The organism is Paenibacillus sp. FSL R10-2796, assembly GCF_037965315.1.
GTDB classification, from domain to species: domain Bacteria; phylum Bacillota; class Bacilli; order Paenibacillales; family Paenibacillaceae; genus Paenibacillus_AQ; species Paenibacillus_AQ odorifer.
Genome location: NZ_CP150178.1, coordinates 1,648,597 through 1,669,126 on the forward strand (window position 1 = coordinate 1,648,597; position 20,530 = coordinate 1,669,126).

A 20,530-nucleotide genomic window follows, 5' to 3' on the forward strand; every position below is an offset into this window, starting at 1 on the left:
GGATGGTCGTTTCTGAAGGCAGGTTTGCGTTGGAAGAGATAAATGCCATGAGTATAACGGATTTTGTGAAGCATCTAGGCGGCATTTTTGAACATTCACCGTGGGTAGCAGAGGAGGCTTATAAGCAGATTCCGTTCCATTCTTTAGAACATTTGCATAGCACAATGATGCAGACCGTACTGAGTGCTGACCGGAGCCGAATGGAGGGACTATTAAAAGCTCACCCGGATTTGGCGACTAGGCTTCAAGTTACGGCTTTATCTGCTTCTGAGCAGCAGGGAGCTGGACTGGATCGGTTAACAACGGAAGAGTTCAATCTATTAAATGATCTGAATCGAAAGTATACGGACAAATTTCATTTCCCTTTTATTCTAGCTGTTCGTGGCAAAAACAAAGATGACATTATCAGCGCCATTGGCGTGCGAGTTGAGCGTTCCCCTCAGGAGGAATGGGTTCAAGCCTTTTCTGAAGTCGGTACAATTACGAGATTTCGCCTAAGTGATTTAATTATTTAATTATTCATTCATTCATCATAAACGGGGAGGGTGTCAGCCATGCTGGAACCAATTAACGGACGTACAATATTTTATGGAAAAAGTGATGTGCTAACTTATCGTACCTATGCTAAACCGCTGGCCGTTACCCCCGTTCCCGAATCTTCCTTCACGGGCTGCGACAACATTATATTCGCACATAATATTACATTCGCGGTCACGGGTGAGGCGTTTCTTCCTTCTTTCTCAGAGGGGGATAATTCCATGGTTGTTGCTACCGATTCTATGAAAAATTTCATCCTGCGCAATACCGCGGACTACACTGGAAGCACAACGGAGGGGCTACTGCAGCTTCTAAGCAGCCGTTTTCTCGATAAATACGATCATGTCACCGCAGTTTCAGTTTCCGCAGACCGGTTACCTTTTGAACAGGTGATGGTGCCCGGGGTTGAGGGGCTTAAACAGAGTCATTTAGTACTGCGTCACTCCAATAATGAATCTTATTCGGCTTCGTTAACTATAAAACGTGGAGAGAATGGGACTGAGGTTATCGCTCATGAATGCCGATTGAAGGATTTACAGCTGATAAAAGTGAGTGGAAGCTCGTTTTATGGATTCGTCCGTGATGAGTACACAACATTGCCGGAGAGCTTTGACCGTCCGCTTTATATTTTTCTGAATATTAACTGGACCTACAGTGATGTTCAGCATGCTCTGGATGGAGATCTAGGCCAATATGTGGCATCGGAGCAGGTTCGCGATATCGCCTATAACGCTTTTCATGAGCTGAACAGTCCATCAATCCAATCGTTGATTTATCAAATTGGGCTGCGCGTATTGTCCCGTTTTCCACAGCTGGCTACCGTTTCATTTGAGTCCAATAACCGGACTTGGGAAACCATTGTTGAGCCTGAAGAAACTAAAGGTGGAGTCTTCACCGAACCTCGTCCACCCTATGGTTTTCAGGGCTTTTCTGTCAGCCGTGCAGATCTGGCCGGAGAGACAGCGTAATGAGCGGGCGTCTTACCACCCATGTGTTGGATCTGTCGCGGGGGATTCCTGCTACAGGTCTGACGCTTCAGCTCTGGAAGCTTACGGATGGGATGAGCAAGCTTCTGTGTGAAGAAGTCACGAACAGTGACGGGAGGCTGGATGCTCCGCTGCTGGAGGGAAACGAAATGGAGTCTGGATGTTACGAGCTGCTGTTTATGGTTGGCGATTACTACCGTAGAGCGGATGCCAAAGCGTCAGCAGACACTCAACGTGAGATGCCTTTTTTTCTAGAACAGATACCTATTCGCTTTCATATAGAGAGCTCCATGCAACACTACCATGTACCTTTGCTAGTAGCACCTGGTGGATATAGTACGTATCGGGGAAGTTAAGAGAAAGTTGACGACCGGAGGAGGTGGCAGCTCATGAAGGAATCCTATGAACTTGTGATTAAGAACGGGAATGTAGTGCTGCCCGATCAGGTACTCAAGCTGGATATTGCAGTATCAGAGGGTAAGATTGTCGCACTTGGAGAGGAACTTTCGCTTGCGCCGCTAACCAAAGTCATCGACGCAGAGGGGTTCTATGTGCTCCCCGGTATGATTGATATGCATGTCCACTTTAATGAACCAACGTTTGGACATTGGGAAGGCTTTCGCAGCGGTTCTGCGGCGTTGGCAGCTGGCGGCTGCACAACCTATGCAGATATGCCGCTTAACGGCAATCCACCTACTGTGAACGAGGCTGGGCTTCGTCAAAAGGTAGATGCTGCGGCTGGAAACTCTGCCGTTGATTATGTGCTGTGGGGTGGGCTCGTTCCCGGCAATCTGGATGATCTAGAAGTTTTGGCAGCCGCTGGCGTCACTGGGTTTAAAGCCTTTCTCTCCAATCCTGGAGGGGAGGGCGAAGGCAGATTCCGTGAAGTGGATGAGGATACACTCTATCAAGGGATGCAGCGAATCGCTTCTCTGGGCGGGATTCTGGCGCTGCATGCAGAAAGTGAGGCTATCACGGCGGTGTTGACCGCAGATGCAGTGCGAAATGGCAGAACCAGCGCAAGTGATTTTGCGGCTTGCCGCCCTGCTGAAGCAGAGCTGGAGGCAGTGTCCAGGGCGCTGCTGTACGGTGAACGTACGGGCTGCCGGTTGCATTTTGTTCATATCAGCACGGCCGCCGCCATTGAGAAAATCTATGAAGCTAAGCTTCGAGGTCTGGACGTTTCGGCCGAAACCTGTCCCCATTATCTGGTCCTCACTGAAAATGATATGAAGGCTTTAGGCCCTGTGGCGAAGTGTGCGCCTCCGCTGCGAAGTGCGGTGGAGCAGGAGAAGTTATGGGAGATGCTGGCCCAAGGCAAAATCGATCTGATTGCTTCGGATCATTCCCCCTGTCCAACGGAATTGAAGGTGAAGCCGGACTTATCTTTTTTTGCAGCTTGGGGTGGGATCTCGGGTGCGCAGAGCAGTCTGGAGCTTATGTTCCATGAAGGCGTGAATGTGCGGGGTTTGGATGTTACATTAATTTCCAGTCTGCTCGCAGGGCAACCCGCAAAACGTTTTGGAATAGAGCATCGTAAAGGCGCTATAGCCCTAGGTCTAGATGCCGATCTAGTTCTGCTGAATCCAAATACAACCTATACGCTGACTGCGGAGGATTTATTGTATCGCCACAAGCACAGCCCCTACATCGGAAGAACTTTGTCCTGCAAAGTAGTTGCTACGATCTGTCGCGGGAATGTGATCTATACCTCTGAAGAAGGAGTGATCAGTGAGGGAGGTGGACAGTGGCTGCGAATTAGGAAGGAGCAGTACAGCCTATGAATGATTCCAGAGTTCAAGCGTCGACTCAGAAACTGCTGGAGCTGCTGGAGGAGCTGGCGGCATTCAGCACACCTGGGCCAGGAGTTACTAGACTGCTATATACGGAGGAATGGAGCCGGGCGCAGATTTTTTTGCAGGAAAAAATGGCTGGGCTCGGCTTAGAAGTTTCCGTAGACAAGGTTGGCAATGTATATGGACGATTGAGTGGATGCAATCCGCAGCAAAAGATTATTTTAACCGGATCGCATATTGATACTGTAGTCAATGGCGGGAAATATGATGGTGCGTATGGGATCGTTGCGGCTATGATTGCGCTTCAAGATTTGCAGAGGAACTTTGGCCAGCCGCAGCGGACGCTTGAGGTCGTATCTTTTTGTGAAGAAGAGGGGAGCCGATTTCCGCTTGCTTATTGGGGTTCGGGCCATGTCACGGAAAGGTATGACGGAAGCGAGGCCGAGACCTGTATGGATGCAGAGGGAGTGACGTTAAAAGCAGCAATGGCACAATCCAGCTTCTTACAGGACATAACGGAGGAGAAAGCTTCTAAGCGGACTGGAGTCAGAAATGATATTGGTGCTTTTGTAGAACTGCACATCGAGCAGGGGATTATTCTGGAGAAGACGGACACTCAGATAGGCGTAGTTCAGGGGATTGTTGGCCAGAGACGATATGTGGTCAAGGTCAGTGGTATTGCTAATCATGCGGGCACGACACCGATGTTTATGCGGCAGGATGCACTGGCTAGTGCGGTTGAAATGCTGTACGTGCTTGAAAGCTCTGCTAAAACGGCTGGTGAACCTCTTGTAGCAACCTCGGGTAAGCTTGAGGTGTATCCGAATACGCCAAATGTGATCCCGGGTGAGGTTCTTTTTACACTAGATATCCGCCATAGTGAAGAGGACGAACTGGAACGTTTCTGTGAGAAGCTTCTTGCGGAATGTAATGAAATTGCTGTTAAACGTGGGGTGATTCTTGAGGTTACATCCGTGCTCCACACAGTCCCTGCACCTATGGATACGAAGCTATCTGCAATGCTGGAAAATATCTGCCGCCAAGAGGGGAAGACGTACCGCATGATGGTAAGTGGAGCGGGACATGACGCCCAGCTGTTTGCGCCGCGTTGCCCTACTGCGATGATATTTGTGCCAAGCCGAGCTGGCATCAGCCATTCTCCGGAAGAGTATACTTCCCCTGAGCAGCTCGTTGCTGGGCTTGAGGTTCTGACTGCGATGTTATATGAGTTAGCTTATTAAAAAGAGTTCGCCGAACTTTTAAGGGAGGATCATCATGAAGCGTTACGAAGATTTGTCGCCGTCCCAACGCTGTATTATGACTCCGGGTCCGGTCGAGGTAGATCCGCGTGTACTGCGGGCGATGTCTTTTCCGGTGCTGGGTCAGTTTGATCCAGAGTTCACCTCTATTATGAATGAAACGATGGAAATGCTGCGGGAGCTGTTTGCTACTTCTAATTCATGGGCTTACCCAATTGATGGTACCTCCCGTGCTGGAATTGAAGCCGTGATGGTTAGTTTGATCCTGCCGGGTGAGCGTGTGCTGATTCCGATCTTTGGCCGCTTCGGACATCTATTGCATGAGATTGCTGAAAGATGTGGCGCTGAGGTGTTCGTGTTGGAAAAGCCATGGGGGAGTGTGTTTGAGCCGGATGAAGTGATAGCAGCTATGGAGACTTTTAAGCCACATGTGGTGGCAATGGTTCACGGGGAGACCTCTACAGGACGTGTGCAGCCACTCGCGGAAATTGGTAGAGCTTGCCGCCGGATGGATACTTTATTCATAGTCGATGCAGTTGCAACCATTGGGGGCATTCCTGTCGAGACAGATGCTTGGATGTTGGATGCCGTCGTTGGCGGTACACAGAAATGCCTGTCCGTCCCTTCCGGAATGGCACCGATAACGTATAATGATCGTGCTGAAGCTAAGCTCATGACCCGAAAACGAGTAGAACGCGGGATTAGAACAAGTGATGTCCAGCCAGGTGACTTATCTTTTGTCCGCAGCAATTATTTTGATCTCAGCATGCTTCAGGATTACTGGAGTCCACAACGTCTCAATCATCATACAGAGATGACCTCAATGCTTTATGCACTGCGGGAGGGCTTGCGGCTTACCCTTGAAGAAGGGCTGGATGCCCGATTCGCCAGACATATCCTCCATGAAAAAGCACTTGTAGCTGGATTAGCAGCTATGGGTTTAGAACTATACGGGGATCCTTCCTGCAAGCTTACTGTTGTTACCTGTGTGCTGATCCCTGAGGGGATAGATGGGGAAGCTGTCCGTTCGCTGCTGCTGGGGCGGTTCGGAATTGAAATTGCCAGTTCTTTTGGACCGTTAAAGGGAAGGATCTGGCGCATCGGTACGATGGGTTTTAGCTGTCGTGAGAATAACGTGTTGCGGCTGCTTGGAGCGCTGGAAGCCGCATTACAGCGTCATGGATTTAAGGGGCCTTGCGGGTTTGGGGTTCAGGCAGCACTTGACGTATATGAGGCAAAAGTAAGATAATCGTTGGAATAGAGCGGATGGCGGGAGAGTAAAAACAGGGGCATGTCCGGATGGTTCGGACAATCTTTGGGAATAAGTAAACGGCTATCATCTACAGGGATGATTGAGCCGTTTTTTCTTACAAGTACAGACCTGCGCAACTATATTATCCTAGGCTTAATAGTTAGGCAATCCTCTATGATTACGGATCTATTCACTACATCAAGACAACACTTGGATACTAACGGGGGAGAGATGAAGATGACAACTTTTACAAGAAAGCCTTTAGCGGATTGTGTACCTGAGCTTGTGGCTACGGCAAGAGGCGATAAACCGGCAACACTGGTAATTACAGGTGGAAAGCTGGTCAACGTATGCTCTGGTGAAATTCTAGAAGGAATGTCTGTTGGTGTTCAAGGTGGACGAATTGCTTATGTTGGTAAAGATGTGACACATATGATTGGCGAAGGAACGCAAGTTATTGATGCGAACGGCAAGTATATAGCTCCGGGATTGCTCGATGGCCACTGCCATATTGAGAGCACCCAGCTAACCGTTACTGAATTTTCCCGCGCTGTTCTGCCGCTTGGCACAACAGGTGGTTTCTTTGATGCACATGAGATTGCTAATGTATTCGGGCTGAAGGGTATTCAATTGATGCTGGATGAGATGCGGGGGACGCCGTTAGCTGCTTACATGCAGGTGGCTTCTTGTGTGCCTGCGGCAGGTGCGGAATTCGAGACAACGGGTGCCTCAATTGGTCCTGAAGAAGTTGCCGAAGCTTTTACGTGGGGCAAAGATGTGATTGCTCTGGGCGAAGTGATGAATTTCCCTGGCGTTGTTTACGGCGATGAGAAAATGCTTGGAGAGATTCAAGCTACGCTGCGGGCAGGCAGATTTGTTGACGGTCATTTCACATGGCCTTCCAGCGACTGGAGACTGCCAGTGTATGCTGCGGCAGGGGTGACTGGTGATCATGAGTGTGTTACAGCAGACGATGTGATTGAGCGCGTTCGACTGGGGATGTATGCCAAAATGCGCCGGGGCTCGGCTTGGCATGATGTTGCCAAGACCATCACCGCTCATACAGAGCGTGGACTTGACCCGCGTCGCATGATGCTGGTAACTGACGACCGCAGCTCGGAATCGTTACGGGACGAAGGTCATATGGATTTCGTTGTTCGCCATGCGATTGCTCAAGGCGTGAAGCCAGTAACAGCCTTCCAAATGGCAACTATTAATACGGCAGAGCGTTTTGGGTTGTCTCAGGATATCGGATCTATTACTCCAGGTTCTTTTGCGGATATTATTCTGCTGGACGGGAATTTGGCCGATGTTCACGTGGTACTTACGATTGCTGCTGGTGTAGTCGTTGCCGAAAACGGTGTGATGACGGCAGAGCTTGCTAAATTCTCATATCCAGAGGAAGTTTTGGCTTCGGTTCATTTGCCACAGCGTCCTACCGCCGAAGATTTTATTATCGCGGCTCCAATTGAAACAGGTGAACTTACTACAAGAGTTATTAAAGTAAGAGAAAATCATGTGGAGACCATTGAACGTATGGTTTCGGTACCTGTAGTAGCAGGGCAGCTGGATGTAAATGCTGTAGAGGGTCTGTGTAAAATCGCTGTACTCGAACGGCATAAAGGAACAGGAAATAAATCAGTGGCTGTTGTGGAAGGCATCGGTTTTAAAGAACCGGCTGCTATCGCAATGACTGTTGCTCATGATAGTCATAATGTACTCGTCATCGGCAATGATAATGAGCTAATGGCCAAAGCTGCGAACGCGGTGGCGGACGCTCAGGGTGGGGTCGCCGTAATTACATCTAGTGGAGAAACGTTATTCCCGTTGGCCATTGCAGGCCTAATGTCTACAGAGCCATTTGAAATTGCTGCTGAGAAATCAGCTGCGATCAGCAAAGCGTTGTATGATGCCGGCTGTACTTTGAATTACGCGTTTATGACTTTATCGCTGCTTGCTTTGGCGGTTATCCCAACGTTACGTATCACAGATAAAGGACTCGTGCGGATTTCACCCGAGGGAATACAGTTAGTGCCATTGTTTGTTTAAGTAAATTAACTGAAGTATAATCCTAATGCAAAAAACTGTTCTGAGGTCATAATGACCCTTCAGAACAGTTTTTTTTGTTTAAATATAAGAAAGCAAAAGCTTCACATGATGCGTAATCTTTATACATCCTTTTGTAATGAACAATAATATTAAACAGATTTTTAGAGAATGAAACATTTTTCTGAGCGAAATTCTAAAAAAATATAAATAAAGCATAGTCAGGTGACGATAATAATGTTAAATTAGATAAAATTAAAGTGAATTAATGGAGTTAATTTTACATTAATGGCATATAAAGAATTATAGATAATGGCAGGTTTCGAATAACCCAACTAAGAGGGACGAGGTGCATGGAGAGATGATCAGACTAGAAACGCAAGATATTTTGAATATTAGCATGAAGCAAATTGCTACTATTTTTAAGATGAAGCCGCTTGAACTGAGATTTGTCACCGATTTTCAGGGTGAGAAATATCTCTTAACTAATGATAAGTTACACCTCAACAACCAGCAATATTGGGCAAAGGTTATGGAATGTGTCTTTGATGATCATGTTAGACCTGTGTTAATGTGTGAGGTATTATATTTCCTTCGTAATGAATTTCTGGAAAGTGACATTAAGTTATGTTTTTCTTATGATTACGCAGAGGATGGGAATGGCGCAGCTACAGCTACGGCTGAAGTATCCTTTAATGACTCAGCAGATTTACAGCCGAGTGAGATTGCCGAGCTGATTGATTTTGCGTTGACCTTGCAGGACAAGCAGTGGTTCCATGAACTGACTACGAAATATAAGCAGCTTACAGCATAAGTATCCTTTCGATTCTTCATGCTTAACAATTGATATAGATAACCGTCTTGTTTTCAGCAGAAATGATCTGTGGACAAGACGGTTTTTTTTGATTTACCATCCTTGGGCGTTTTTTTCTACATGTTCAGCCAAAAAATCAAGCCAATCCTCATGGTCATTCAAACAGGGGATTGCCATAAATTCCTCTGCTTGTCCTCCACCAGCCTCGAATTGTTCTCGTCCTTCTATGGCTAGCTCATGCAGCGTTTCCAGACAATCGGTCACAAGACCCGGTGAAAAAATCAGAGGCTTACGTATTCCTCGTCCGGCAAGCTCTCCCAGAACATCCGCAGTAGAGGGTCCTACCCATTCTTCTCGTCCGAAACGTGATTGAAAACTAAGCTGCCAGCGTTCGGGCTCCCAATTCATAGCAGAAGCAACAAGATGCGCGGTTTCCATACATTGCTGCGGGTAGGGATCGCCGGTATCCGCATACCGTTTGGGAATCCCATGGAAGGTCAGTACAAAATAATCAGGTTCTTTGCTCAGAATCTCCATTTGACGCAGTAGGTGTGACTTCAAGGCTGAAATATAACCGGGCTCATTATAGTAGGCATCAATAAATCTTAGAGCCGGAATCAGACGTTTAGTTACAGGTCCAGTGGAGCTTTGGCGACCTAAGGCTGCAAAGCTGGCCTGATCGAATACGGACGCGGTAGTCGTGGACGAATATTGCGGAAACAGCGGCACAATGATAATTCGGGTAACTCCGGCGGTGTCGAATTTCGCCATCGCTTGCTCCATGCTGGGTTCGCTATAAGCCAATCCAAGCTCTACCTGATACCGTGGACCCAGCAGTTCTTGTAATCCAGATTGCTGAGCTAAAGAGTGAAAGAGCAATGGTGATCCTTCGGTTGTCCATATTTGACTGTACAGCTCAGCGGACCGGCGTGGACGTGAACGCAGAATGACACCTCGCAGCAAAGGCTGCCACAGCAGAGGAGAATAATCTATGATTCGGCGATCTGATAAAAAACGTTTCAGATAAGGCCGTACAGCTTTTGCAGTTGGTGCAGTAGGGGTGCCGATTTGGGCGAGTATAACTCCAATAGGTGGCTGTTTGCTCAAAGCACAGAACTCCTTTCCCATATAAGAGATCGTTCTAAAATAGCATAGCTAGCCTTGAATGCACAGTTATTGAGATCACTTTGCGCGTATAAATTAAATTTAATCGCAAATAGTGATGTTTCTTATAGGGTGTGTGATTTTCGATACAGAAGAACCGCAGAAAGGTCTGGTAGTATCAAACCAGAAATTGATGGAAAACGGGTGTAAGTGTTTTTATAGTAACTTATGTGAATTATTTCACCTTTTATACAGCTTTGTGTTAAAAGGAAGAAATGAAATAGATTCAAGCTATTTTTTATTGAAAATCGAGCGTGTAAAGGCATGAGAGGGGGGATGAGTTCTTATGAAGAGAGAAGTTATGCTTCATAAGAAGAGAAGGGGCATCGTAGGAAAAAGGTTTGGTTAACAAAAAGCTACATATCACTGGGGTTTGGTAAAGGAGAATTTTCATTGAAAAAACTAATTTCTTTAACGGTTAGCGCGGCTATATTGTTAGCGCCGTTTGCTTACACACTTAATGTGCCTGCTGTAAACTTGAAGGTGGATGCAGTATCGGCAGCCTCCGAAGAAGCGGATGCACCGGCAGCAAAACCAACAGCAAAACCCACGGCAAAACCAGCAGCAACACCAAAAGCAACGGCAAAACCAGTAGCAACACCAAAGCCAACGGCAAAACCAACAGCAACGCCAAAGCCAACGGCAAAACCAACAGCAACACCAAAGGCAACAGCCAAACCAGCAGCAACCCCAAAAGCTACAGCAGCACCAGTAGCAACCCCAAAAGCAACCGCTGCACCAGCAGCGACAGTAGTACCGGCGGAAACTGTTAAGCCTGTGGCTACAGCAAAGCCTGTTACAGTTAATGAAAACGTATACCAAGATGGAGTTTACGTAGCTTATGGCGATGCATACTCCAAAGGCACGGAAGGTGCCAAGATCGAAATTAAAGATGGTAAAATTACTAGCATTGAGCTTTTGAGAACCAGTCCTAAGCTGATTGATAGAGATGCTCGTAACAATTATAGTGCTTTATGGCAAGCTTATGGATTGATGAAGGATAGATTGCTTGGCAAAACAAGAGATGGAGCAGCGGTAGTTGATGCTGTTTCGGGAGCTACCCGCTCCAGTAATGGCTGGAAATTGTCTGTAGATAGAGCGTTTGAAAGAGCTCTGACAGTGAAAGATACAAATGCCGTTTACTTTGATGGAGTTCATATGGGCGTAGATCCTACAGGTAAATATTCTGTATTCGCGACCTACGAATCCAACAAGCTTACAGATGTTAAAGTGTATCCTATGAACAGCGCTGGTGATTTCATTGAGGAGAAAGCTTACACAGCTGAGCAAGCGGCAGCGGTTGCAGCTATAGCTCCAGCCTTGCTGGCCAAAGGAACAGAGGCACAGCCTGTTGCAGGTCTTGAAGCCGACTTTATAGCAGCGATTAACGCTTTCTGGGATGCTGAGCAGAATGCAATAATCAACAATACATCTGCTTATATAGACGGATTCTATTCCTCTTATGGTACGGCAAGAAGTGTTGGCGTTGAAAGAGCCGACATCGTGATTCGCAACGGTAAGTTGGTTGATGTGAAGCTGTTTAGACTTGGCAACAACCTGATTGACAGAGGGGCAACAGCTTATGCGGAAGTAGTAAAAGCAAATGCTCCTATGACAGCTAAGCTGCTAGCGAATGGTTCATATATCGCTAACTATGATGAAAAGGTTGACGGAATTTCCGGAGCTACGGAAAGCAGTCACAGCTGGAACCAAGCTGTAGAAAGAGCATTTGAGAAAGCGCTGAAGGTTCCTGCTGAAGGTCAATATTTTGACGGCAAATTTGCCGGAGTAGATAACCAATCTAAAGTACTGCTGCTAGTTGATGTTGATGCAGATGCGGTAACAGGCATTAAAGTAAGTCTGTTTGGAGCTGACGGCAAGCTGATTGCTGACGATAAACTGAGTGCAGAACAAAAAGGATGGGTAGCTACACTCACATCCGGGCTGTTAGAAAAAGGTGTGCAAATGGCCGATATTACAGGCCAAGAAGCATTGTCGGCAGCAGCTAAAGCAGCACTGACAGATGCTTTGAACAATGCATCCAAAGTCCAAGGAACCTATAAAGACGGAACCTTTACTGCATTTGGTGATGCTTATGATAAAGGAACGAACAGAGCGGACGTTACCCTGCGTAACGGCAAAATCGTAAATGTAGCCTTGTACCGTGTAGGAATGAACCTTGTAGATAGAGGGAACGCTGCTTATCCTGAGGTGGTAAAAGCAATTCCTCAGTTGACGGCTAGCTTCCTCGCAGCAGGGACTAGAGAAGGTGTGCAGGAAGTAGATGCTGTGTCTGGTGCAACCAGCAGCAGCGTGGCTTTGAAGACTGCGGTGGATAGAGCATACGGAAAAGCTGAGGTTGTAGAAGCTAATAAAGCGGCTTATTTCGATGGAATCTTCATTGGTGTAAGTGCCGATAAGCTTGTAAATGTTATGGTGAATGTAGAGTACGGTGTTCCTGTCAAAATGCTTGTTTATTATTTGGATAAAAACGGAAGTGTAAGAACAATCAATCAGTTAACGGACGCGGAGCTGGCAGTGAAAGGTGAAATCGAGTCGACATCGACCGGATACAGCCTGCACAAATATGGTTACCGTCCAGCAGCCTTCGGAAAAAATGATGCAGAGAAAGAAATATCCGCTAAAGCGGTAGAAGCTATTAAATCAGCGCTTGAATCGGCTGGTAAATAATTATCGTTTTATAATAAAAGGAGGATATTCCAGTGCCAGAATATGGCCGGGGAGTAGCCTCCTTTTTCAAATATTCTTGGCTTGTACATAAATATGAAAATAGATCGTATAGTGATTTAAAGGGATTTTGGAGGTGAGTGTCTAAAGTTTAATATAGAGAGCAGGCCAAAAGCCTGTTATTAATAGGAGGCTCCAACATGACACAAATTAAACAGCTCGCTCCACAAGATGAATTTGTTGGCTTTTATCTTTTAAGAGAGCTGGCAATTAAACAAACGAACGGCACTCCTCCAAAAGATTATTTTGACATCGTTCTGGGGGATTCCACTGGACAATTATCTGCGAAATATTGGGATGCCAGCACAACCGATAAAGAAACTTTTTTTCCTATGGCGCTTGTGAAGGTACGCGGGATTGCTCATACTTATCGTGAGAAATTACAAATAAAAATTACTAAAATCAGGTTGGTTAACGATGAGGATGGTGTTGCACTTACGGATTTCATCCGTTCTGCCCCAATTCGTCCAGTAGACCTTATTCATACGATTAAAGGGGTTATGGCAAGTATTTCAGATCCGGAAATTGCTTCGATTGTCTCTTTTTGTGTGGGTAAAGTGGAAGAGAAATTGATGCATTATCCGGCAGCCAAAACACATCATCATGCTTATTTTGCCGGACTTGCTTATCATATGGTGCGTATGCTGGAGATTGGTGATTTTCTGTGCAAGCAGCGTCCGTTCTTGAATCCAGATCTAATGAAGGCAGGAATCATTCTGCATGATATCGCGAAGCCGGAGGAGATGGTCTCCCAGCTTGGGATTGTCTCGGAATACAGCGTTCAGGGCAAGTTGATTGGCCATATCTCGATGGCGTCTAACTGGATCACGGAAGCGGCTATCCGTTTAGATATTGATTTGAATTCGGAAAAGGTTATGGCGTTACAGCATCTCGTATTGTCACATCATAATTTGGGCGAATGGGGTAGTCCTGTTCAGCCACAGACAGCTGAGGCAGTCGCTCTGCATCATATCGATGCGATGGATGCGAAGCTGCAAATGGTGGAGGATGCTTTGGATACCACACCGGAGACCGAGGAATGGACACCGTTCATCAGAGGTCTAGAGAATAAGGCTGTGTATCGTTTGAAGATTTAAGAGATACCCTGTAAAACCAAACCCCCAATCAGCAGATAAGAGCTGGTTGGGGGTTTTTGATGTTCTTTGGTTATTTGGACAAAGTGGCGCGGCTGCTATAAATGGAGGGTTTATGTTTAGTGCCTTGTTTCTTAGCAGGCTTTTTCGCGCGAGTGGAAAATGGGGTATACCCGCCGGCAAACATCGTTCCGCTAGTATATCCTTGACTGGCAGAGAGCAATAGAGGATCATAGTGCTCCTCCTGCTCCATAAGTTTTACTAGAATTGCAGCGGCTGCGCGTGCGTCATCCAAGGCATCATGGTGCTTTAGCGTAATGCCGAAAAAATCGGAGACTACATTAAGTTTATGGGAGGGCAGGTCGGGCAGCATTTTTTTGCCTAATAAATAGGTACATAAGTATTGAAAGCTTGGGTAGCTCAGGGACATTCCATCGAGACAATAACGCAGGACACTCATATCAAAAGCAGCATTATGCGCCACGACGATTTGTCCGTGTAGTAACGGTTCAACGGTGGGCCACAGTTCTTGAAAAGTAGGTTGCCCGATTACCATTGATGGCGTGATGCCGTGTATCGAAATGTTCATGCCATCAAACCGCTGCTGCGGGTCAATTAGCCAAGAATGCTCTGCGGTTATATTTCCAGCTTTAACTTCCACAAGTCCCAAGGCACATGCGCTGGATCGACTGGAGTTCGCGGTCTCAAAGTCAATTGCTATAAAGTCCATTCGTAAAGCTCCTTATCTATCATATATACGTTTCATATTAAAGTAGTAAAATGATAAATACAATCTAGTGAATCACAATGAGCTGTTCAGTAAAAATAAGGAGATGATAGAGTGCGGCTTATAAAGGGGCAAAAGGTGGATATTACGAAAGGGAGAAACGTGAACAAGCTTTTGCTGAAATTTGGGTGGATGACTGCTGATACTAGAATTGGCATAGACTCTGCTGCTTTTTTACTGTCAGAACAGAACCGTTGCGAACGCGATGAGAACTTTATCTTTTATGGTAATCCGTTGTCTATAGACGAAGCTGTAACTCATTCTGTCTTACAACAAGGGGATAAAGAAGCTATCGCCATTACATTTTCTCAACTTCCTAAGGATATTACTAGAATAGCTTTAACTTTAACGATCTATGAAGGAGAAAAATTAGGACACTCTATGAAGCAAGTAACCTCTCCTTATCTACGCTTAGTGGATGCTGCTAGCGGTGAGGAATTATTCGTTTTCGAGTATGGCTCTGACCTGTCGACGGAGACAGCTATTGTGGTTGGAGAGCTATATCGCTATGGCCCAGAGTGGAAATTCAGTGCTATTGGTAGTGGCTTTGAGGGAGGATTGGCTGCGTTATGTACAAACTATGGGCTCGTTATTGAAGAAGAGGAAGGGAACCCTGAGGTAGCGGCCACAGCTGAGTTAACCCTACCTTTAGAGACGATCCGTTATGAAGAGAAGAATGTACTGTCCTCTATTGATTTACGTAAAAAAATTGTTCAGATTACCTTAGAAAAAAAGAATCTGACAGGAGTCATTGCAAGGGTAGGCGTTGTCCTGGATATTACAGGATCTATGAGAAATCTTTATAATAATGGAACCGTTCAAGAAGTAGTTGAGCGTATATTAGCCGTTGCCTGCAAATTTGATGATAACCAATCGTTAGATGTTTGGGTGTACGATACGGAGTTTAGCCGGCTGCCACCTGTGACAGAGCAGGAATTAGGAAGATATGTGTTTACACATATTTTAAATAATCGTACCATTCATAAGTTTGGCCGCAATAATGAACCGCCAGTAATGGAGGATATCATTAAAAAATATACGGAGGAAGAACCCGATTCTACACCGGTATTTATCATATTTATTAACGATGGTGGTGTAGTGAAATCCACTAAAAATGTGATTATGGCTGCTTCGGTCCAACCGATTTTCTGGCAGTTTGTCGGAATCGGTAACTCGGATTTTGAAGTATTGAAGCAACTTGATACGATGAAGGGCCGTTTGGTGGATAACGCCAATTTTATTCATCTGGACCACATTGAAAAGGTGACTGATGAAGATCTGTATGATCAGCTGCTGAATGAATTCCCCTTGTGGCTAAGCGCAGCGAAAGAAAAAAGAATCCTGCGAACATAAAAATACATTACTGAAAATGAATAAGCCTGTGCGTTACTATAGGCCATAACCACCTATCTTAGGAGGTATTATGGCTTTTTTAGTTTCGCTATCTTGCTATTCTATTCAACAATCCTTACACTGCCAAATAGGTATTGTATATTAGGATTAGGGTCATCACTATCAGATACGGGAGGAAACACTTTGAGCAGCGTAGTTACTAAGTTTTTTGATTATGGGCAAGAAGACATAGATTATCTCCGAAGTGTGGATCCAGTACTTGGCGCAGCTATGGCACGGATGGGCAGAGTGGAACGTGTAATTATACCGGATCTTTTTGCTGCGCTTATCTATGCTATAGTAGGACAGCTTATTTCAGTAAAAGCGGTTCGGACCATTTGGAACAGAATGTTGGCTCAGTTCGGAGACATCACTCCGCAGCAGTTAGCCTTACATACGGCGGATGAGATTCAAAGCTGTGGGATGACGATGAAAAAGGCACTATGTATCCATGAGATTTCCAATTTGGTCGCTCAGGGTGATTTTAAGCTGGAGGAATTGCCTGGGTTATCAGATCAAGAGGTTATACAAAAACTTATGACGTTAAAGGGCATTGGCAAGTGGACGGCAGAAATGATGTTAATCCATTCTATGGAACGACGGGATGTGGTCAGCTGGGGAGATATTGCGATTCGTCGGGGGATGATGAAGCTATATGGACTTGATAAGCTTACCAAAGATCAATTTGAACAATACCGGCTAAACTATTCTCCTTTGGGTTCTGTGGCTTCTATATATTTATGGGAAATTTCATTTGAATAATGGACGGGTAAGGAGTACTACTATGGAAAAAACAATAAGAGAACAGCTATTGAATTTGGCAGATGTGGACTACCAAAAGTTTTCTGCGGCCTTAATTCCGACGATAGATAATGTTATAGGCGTCAGGCTACCGGAACTGCGCAAGCTTGCCAAAATCATTGCAAAGGGTGATTGGAGAGCCTATTTGGAGCATGCCGAGACAGATTATTTTGAAGAAGTGATGCTGCAAGGTATGGTGCTTGGCTACGTGAAGACAGATCTTGAAGAAATCCTACGTTATATCGCTGACTTTATTCCCAGAATCGATAACTGGTCGGTATGCGATAGCTTTTGCACAGGCCTGAAGTTTACCGTAAAGAATAAAGAACGGGTATGGGAGTTTATAATGCCGTACTTATCATCAGATAAAGAATATGAGATCCGATTTGCTGTGGTAATGCTGCTTAATTTCTTTATTGAAGAAACGTATATCAGCCGGATTTTACCATTGCTCGATAAGGTCAGTCATGAAGGCTATTATGTAAAAATGGCGGTTTCTTGGGCGCTTTCGATTTGTTATGTGAAATTGCCAGAGCCTACGATGAGTTATTTGAGAAACAACAGCTTAGATGATTTCACTTACAACAAGGCTTTGCAGAAAATCACGGAGTCTTATCGCGTGGATCCGGAAACGAAAAAATGGATTCGTGGGATGAAAAGAAGTAAAAAACAAACCCCTTATTCAGCACAATAGCTGAGTAATAAGGGGTTTGTTGTCTATTTATTTTTTCTCAGTGTTTACTTCAGTGTTAGTTTTACGGTTGCGGATTCGCTCAATTTCGATGTCAACAGCGCTACGCAGGTTAGGATCGATGGAAGGACTTATTCCTGTGCCTGTATTGAATTTATTTTTGGAGTTTTCCGCCAATGCTTCCCACTCGAAAATCTTCTCTTCCATACGTTCGAAGCCTTGTGAAGCTGATCCTACATTTAGACCTTTCGTAGAACTACGTGGAGCTGAGTGGAGTGTTTCTGTGGCTTGTTGAGCGCGAGCGATAAGCTCAGTTCTTTTCGCTTTGAGATGTTCACGCTCTTCTTTAGCTCTAGCGATATTGATCTCAAGCTCTGCCAGGGATTGCTTAGTTTGTACTTGGCTATTTATGGACTCTTCCAGCTGTTCCACGTACCGTAACTTGGCTATGAGTGCCAGGCCAGCTCTTTCTTCATTTCCTTGCTCAACTGCTTGAACGGCTTCGGCTTCACTTTGCTCTACTAACTGAGTATATTCTTGCTTGCGGCGTTCCAACACACTGGCTGTTACTTGTAAATCACGCTCATTGCGTTCCGCCTTAGCAATATCATTTTCAAGATCACGTAAATACTGACCTGTCAGCAATACCGGGTTTTCTAATTTATTTAGACCTTCGTGTAGGGCTGCTTTAGTAATTGTGGAAATTCTTTTTAATAGACTCATGTTCTATCTCTCCTTTTTTATGGCTATATTAGGGCTGGCTTGTATTAAACGACGATTAATTAATAGAAATCATGTCCATCTGAAAAGCTGTTAAAAGGTTCTTTAGGAACGATGATACTAGCGATGACGTAGAAGATAAGTACTGTTCCGAAGCTGAACAATGCTGCGGCAACAGCAACAAGACGGATTACTGTAGCATCAATACCAGACCAACGAGCAAGACCTCCGCACAAACCACTTATCTTCTGATCACTTTGGGAACGATATAATTTTTTCATTTATTGTTTTCTTCCTCTCGTATGGGTGTGATTGTTATTGAATCCTGCAACCCGTTTGCTTATGTACTCATTCTAATGTCTTTTTGCATGCGAAAAAACGGCCTGAAGGCGGTTTTGTATACCAGACCTGAGTCGAGGTTCGTTCCCGCAGGAAGGCGGGGAAAGGGTTAGTAAATCGGTTATAGGCTACAAACCATGGACGAAGTTAGGTACAATAAAGAAAGGAATACTTCTGGCGGTGTCGAAATATGCTTATATATGACTACTACGGAATTGGGGGCTGAATATGAGTTTTTTTAACAAAGTAAAAGCAGGGGTAAGCGAGGCTGGGAATAAAGCAAAAACAGTGGTGGAGATTAACCGGTTGAAGCTGCAAAATAACGGTAAGCAAAATGATATTGACCAGCAGTATCAGGTCATGGGCAAACTGTTATTTGAAGCCGTAACTCAAGGTGCAGGACCACTGCCAAGTGAGCAAATCGAGACTAATATCAATCGTATTCTCGAATTGAAGGCGGAGATTGAGACGAACCTTCAGCAAATAGCTGAGTTGTCCGATGTAAAGCATTGCAAAGCATGCGGTGGGAATGTGGCGATCGAGGCACGCTTTTGTCCGGCCTGCGGATCCACTTTTGAAGTGGCAAAAGAACCTGTCAGTGATGTAACTCCATCGTCGTTTTCTTTGGATAAGAAGGAATAGAGTTACTTCATACAAGAAACTTATGAACAAAGAGGCTGTCTCAAAAGTAGTGAATACTACTTATGAGGCAGCTTCTTTTTTAGTAAATAGTCTATAAGCGGATTCTTGCTTTAGCCAATAGACTATGGGCTACGCACACAAAGTATTCTATGCCATTAGGTTGGGCGGCGGAATATTCACTTTGTGAATTTCAGGGAGAAATTCCCCAATTATTTTAGTGGAGCGTAATTAGATCATTAAGCGGGATTCGTATCTACAATCTTAATTTCACTTATTCACAATCTAGTGTCGTTTAAACCTTAGAAGCGTGGCGTTTCTTAAATTTATACACAACTAGCAATATAAGCGGCAGAACAAATGCACAGGTGAAATCCCAATCTACCCAGTAGGCGGGGATCTCCTTCACATAGAAAATGATGTCTTTGGCAATCAGCTGTGACATGCCGAATAACAAAAATCCAGTGGGGATGATCAGAGGACGGTGGCTTTTGAGTTTAAATAATTGGGCTGTACCTAAGGTTAAAGCATAGTAATAAACTGCAGTTTTGAAGTATGTGCTGATAATCCATGCTGTAGCCATAAGCGCTTCAATACGTTGCAGAGAATTAGCAATATTAATTTTTTGAGCAAGAATATAAGCGGCATAAAATTGATGTTCAGAAGCGTAAACACCTAGAACGGTAAGGGAAAACAATAAGATGAGGTTAAGGCCCAGAGCTCCGATGATCAAGGCTATGAAAATATCCCGGCTTGTTTTGCCATTTTTCTGAGCATAAGGATATATCATTAGAAACACGCACAATTCGCCAAAAGGATAAAAAACACCATACATCAAAGTATGAAGCATGTCCGGTACTGGTGTGTTCAAGATGGGGTATAAACGTTCCATTTTGACATCGGGGGTCAGCAGGAGCAGCAGACCGATTAAAAAAACTGCAAATAAAGGGAAAAAAAGCTGAGCTGCCCGGCCCAAGGTTTCTAGGCCAAGTCGTACCCCATATACCAGCAGGAAAATGGCCATGAAACGAATAACCCCACCGGGTGTTTTCTCGTAAATCTGTGTACACATGAAATCTTCAATTTCTCTTATGTAAGTGGCGGCGGCAATCAGGAAGAACACTAAATAGAACAAGGCTACAGCAGATCCGATCCATTTCCCTAAAATTTGTAGGCTAAGCTCGATAATATTCTTGTTCGGCTCAAGGTCTGCTAAGCAGAGTAGCAGTTTTATGGTCACTAGACCCAAGGGAATACTAATCAAAGCAGCAATCCATGCATCTTGTTTCGCTCCTGATATCATTAACGCCGGATACACAAGCGCCATATCCCCAATAAATGTGAATAGCCCGAGTATAATCATTTGATTGGTACTAATTCGATCTTTCTCCAAACTCATATACCCCCTCAAATTTATTGGACTAGTTTTAGTATGGTTGTAGTTACCAGAATTATGCCATCCCGA

General features: G+C 45.0%; 19 protein-coding genes and 1 pseudogene. 15 read left to right on the forward strand and 5 right to left on the reverse strand.

The genetic code is table 11. From position 1 onward, the window contains the following. Positions 1-2 precede the first annotated feature (2 nt). The 8 genes from uraD to NST58_RS07660 all read left to right on the forward strand — a co-directional run bounded on the left by uraD (position 3) and on the right by NST58_RS07660 (position 8,690). Positions 3-515: a 2-oxo-4-hydroxy-4-carboxy-5-ureidoimidazoline decarboxylase gene (gene uraD / locus NST58_RS07625; RefSeq protein WP_076286310.1), complete on the forward strand. Its 513-nt coding sequence runs from the start codon at positions 3-5 to the stop codon at positions 513-515. Between the two features lie 39 nt (positions 516-554). Then, a complete protein-coding gene (gene pucL / locus NST58_RS07630; RefSeq protein WP_339172160.1) occupies positions 555-1,505 on the forward strand; it encodes a factor-independent urate hydroxylase in 951 nt (316 codons plus the stop codon). Then, complete coding sequence (uraH, locus tag NST58_RS07635; protein WP_076125436.1) at positions 1,505-1,879, forward strand: hydroxyisourate hydrolase; 375 nt, start codon at positions 1,505-1,507, stop codon at positions 1,877-1,879. The genes pucL and uraH overlap by 1 nt, the downstream gene beginning before the upstream one ends. Positions 1,880-1,912: 33 nt before the next feature. Next, the gene (locus NST58_RS07640; RefSeq protein WP_076125434.1) at positions 1,913-3,307 is read left to right on the forward strand and encodes an allantoinase; all 1,395 of its coding nucleotides are present in this window, start codon (positions 1,913-1,915) and stop codon (positions 3,305-3,307) included. Beyond that, the gene (locus tag NST58_RS07645; protein WP_339247135.1) at positions 3,304-4,560 is read left to right on the forward strand and encodes a Zn-dependent hydrolase; all 1,257 of its coding nucleotides are present in this window, start codon (positions 3,304-3,306) and stop codon (positions 4,558-4,560) included. Before NST58_RS07640 ends, NST58_RS07645 begins: the two co-directional genes overlap by 4 nt. 34 nt (positions 4,561-4,594) lie before the next feature. After that, positions 4,595-5,827, forward strand: coding sequence for an alanine--glyoxylate aminotransferase family protein (locus NST58_RS07650; RefSeq protein ID WP_339247138.1), 1,233 nt, complete (start codon positions 4,595-4,597; stop codon positions 5,825-5,827). Between the two features lie 234 nt (positions 5,828-6,061). Beyond that, positions 6,062-7,879, forward strand: coding sequence for an adenine deaminase C-terminal domain-containing protein (locus NST58_RS07655; protein ID WP_339248753.1), 1,818 nt, complete (start codon positions 6,062-6,064; stop codon positions 7,877-7,879). 358 nt (positions 7,880-8,237) lie between these two features. Then, entirely contained in the window at positions 8,238-8,690 is a 453-nt protein-coding gene (locus tag NST58_RS07660) for an IDEAL domain-containing protein (protein WP_076125508.1), read from the forward strand. A 93-nt stretch (positions 8,691-8,783) separates the two neighbouring features. On the opposite strand, the gene hemH is transcribed toward NST58_RS07660, so the two are convergent. Continuing rightward, positions 8,784-9,797, reverse strand: coding sequence for a ferrochelatase (gene hemH, locus NST58_RS07665; RefSeq protein ID WP_339247139.1), 1,014 nt, complete (start codon positions 9,795-9,797; stop codon positions 8,784-8,786). Between the two features lie 450 nt (positions 9,798-10,247). Here hemH and NST58_RS07670 point away from each other — a divergent pair, with 450 nt between their 5' ends. Further along, the gene (locus NST58_RS07670; protein WP_339247142.1) at positions 10,248-12,545 is read left to right on the forward strand and encodes an FMN-binding protein; all 2,298 of its coding nucleotides are present in this window, start codon (positions 10,248-10,250) and stop codon (positions 12,543-12,545) included. Between the two features lie 197 nt (positions 12,546-12,742). After that, positions 12,743-13,699 carry an HD domain-containing protein gene (locus NST58_RS07675; RefSeq protein WP_036680004.1) on the forward strand — a complete coding sequence of 319 codons (957 nt, stop codon included), beginning with the start codon at positions 12,743-12,745 and terminating at the stop codon, positions 13,697-13,699. Positions 13,700-13,769: 70 nt separating this feature from the next. Here NST58_RS07675 and NST58_RS07680 read toward each other — a convergent pair whose 3' ends face one another. Beyond that, complete coding sequence (locus NST58_RS07680) at positions 13,770-14,426, reverse strand: 3'-5' exonuclease (protein ID WP_036680002.1); 657 nt, start codon at positions 14,424-14,426, stop codon at positions 13,770-13,772. A gap of 111 nt (positions 14,427-14,537) precedes the next feature. On the opposite strand from NST58_RS07680, the pseudogene NST58_RS07685 reads away from it, so the two are divergent. The 4 genes and pseudogenes from NST58_RS07685 to NST58_RS07700 form a co-directional block, all read left to right on the forward strand. After that, positions 14,538-15,053: pseudogene (locus NST58_RS07685) on the forward strand (TerD family protein); the annotation flags it as partial. 111 nt (positions 15,054-15,164) lie between these two features. After that, positions 15,165-15,836: a VWA domain-containing protein gene (locus NST58_RS07690; RefSeq protein ID WP_256716638.1), complete on the forward strand. Its 672-nt coding sequence runs from the start codon at positions 15,165-15,167 to the stop codon at positions 15,834-15,836. A gap of 183 nt (positions 15,837-16,019) precedes the next feature. After that, entirely contained in the window at positions 16,020-16,637 is a 618-nt protein-coding gene (locus NST58_RS07695) for a DNA-3-methyladenine glycosylase (protein WP_076302163.1), read from the forward strand. Between the two features lie 22 nt (positions 16,638-16,659). Further along, positions 16,660-17,370: a DNA alkylation repair protein gene (locus tag NST58_RS07700; protein WP_076185389.1), complete on the forward strand. Its 711-nt coding sequence runs from the start codon at positions 16,660-16,662 to the stop codon at positions 17,368-17,370. A 27-nt stretch (positions 17,371-17,397) separates the two neighbouring features. On the opposite strand, the gene NST58_RS07705 is transcribed toward NST58_RS07700, so the two are convergent. Further along, positions 17,398-18,090 carry a PspA/IM30 family protein gene (locus NST58_RS07705; RefSeq protein WP_339247145.1) on the reverse strand — a complete coding sequence of 231 codons (693 nt, stop codon included), beginning with the start codon at positions 18,088-18,090 and terminating at the stop codon, positions 17,398-17,400. A gap of 59 nt (positions 18,091-18,149) precedes the next feature. Continuing rightward, entirely contained in the window at positions 18,150-18,368 is a 219-nt protein-coding gene (locus tag NST58_RS07710; RefSeq protein WP_038569266.1) for a PspC domain-containing protein, read from the reverse strand. A gap of 286 nt (positions 18,369-18,654) precedes the next feature. Here NST58_RS07710 and NST58_RS07715 point away from each other — a divergent pair, with 286 nt between their 5' ends. Continuing rightward, positions 18,655-19,068, forward strand: coding sequence for a zinc ribbon domain-containing protein (locus NST58_RS07715; protein WP_076125416.1), 414 nt, complete (start codon positions 18,655-18,657; stop codon positions 19,066-19,068). A gap of 292 nt (positions 19,069-19,360) precedes the next feature. On the opposite strand, the gene NST58_RS07720 is transcribed toward NST58_RS07715, so the two are convergent. Continuing rightward, positions 19,361-20,464 carry an endospore germination permease gene (locus NST58_RS07720; protein WP_076125414.1) on the reverse strand — a complete coding sequence of 368 codons (1,104 nt, stop codon included), beginning with the start codon at positions 20,462-20,464 and terminating at the stop codon, positions 19,361-19,363. Positions 20,465-20,530: the final 66 nt, after the last annotated feature.

Coding starts and splice junctions, on each gene's coding strand:
- uraD (WP_076286310.1), top strand. CDS start 3: ATGGTCGTTTCTGAAGGCAGGTTTGCGTTGGAAGAGATAAATGCCATG.
- pucL (WP_339172160.1), top strand. CDS start 555: ATGCTGGAACCAATTAACGGACGTACAATATTTTATGGAAAAAGTGAT.
- uraH (WP_076125436.1), top strand. CDS start 1,505: ATGAGCGGGCGTCTTACCACCCATGTGTTGGATCTGTCGCGGGGGATT.
- NST58_RS07640 (WP_076125434.1), top strand. CDS start 1,913: ATGAAGGAATCCTATGAACTTGTGATTAAGAACGGGAATGTAGTGCTG.
- NST58_RS07645 (WP_339247135.1), top strand. CDS start 3,304: ATGAATGATTCCAGAGTTCAAGCGTCGACTCAGAAACTGCTGGAGCTG.
- NST58_RS07650 (WP_339247138.1), top strand. CDS start 4,595: ATGAAGCGTTACGAAGATTTGTCGCCGTCCCAACGCTGTATTATGACT.
- NST58_RS07655 (WP_339248753.1), top strand. CDS start 6,062: ATGAAGATGACAACTTTTACAAGAAAGCCTTTAGCGGATTGTGTACCT.
- NST58_RS07660 (WP_076125508.1), top strand. CDS start 8,238: ATGATCAGACTAGAAACGCAAGATATTTTGAATATTAGCATGAAGCAA.
- NST58_RS07675 (WP_036680004.1), top strand. CDS start 12,743: ATGACACAAATTAAACAGCTCGCTCCACAAGATGAATTTGTTGGCTTT.
- NST58_RS07680 (WP_036680002.1), bottom strand. CDS start 14,426: ATGGACTTTATAGCAATTGACTTTGAGACCGCGAACTCCAGTCGATCC.
- NST58_RS07700 (WP_076185389.1), top strand. CDS start 16,660: ATGGAAAAAACAATAAGAGAACAGCTATTGAATTTGGCAGATGTGGAC.
- NST58_RS07705 (WP_339247145.1), bottom strand. CDS start 18,090: ATGAGTCTATTAAAAAGAATTTCCACAATTACTAAAGCAGCCCTACAC.
- NST58_RS07710 (WP_038569266.1), bottom strand. CDS start 18,368: ATGAAAAAATTATATCGTTCCCAAAGTGATCAGAAGATAAGTGGTTTG.
- NST58_RS07715 (WP_076125416.1), top strand. CDS start 18,655: ATGAGTTTTTTTAACAAAGTAAAAGCAGGGGTAAGCGAGGCTGGGAAT.
- NST58_RS07720 (WP_076125414.1), bottom strand. CDS start 20,464: ATGAGTTTGGAGAAAGATCGAATTAGTACCAATCAAATGATTATACTC.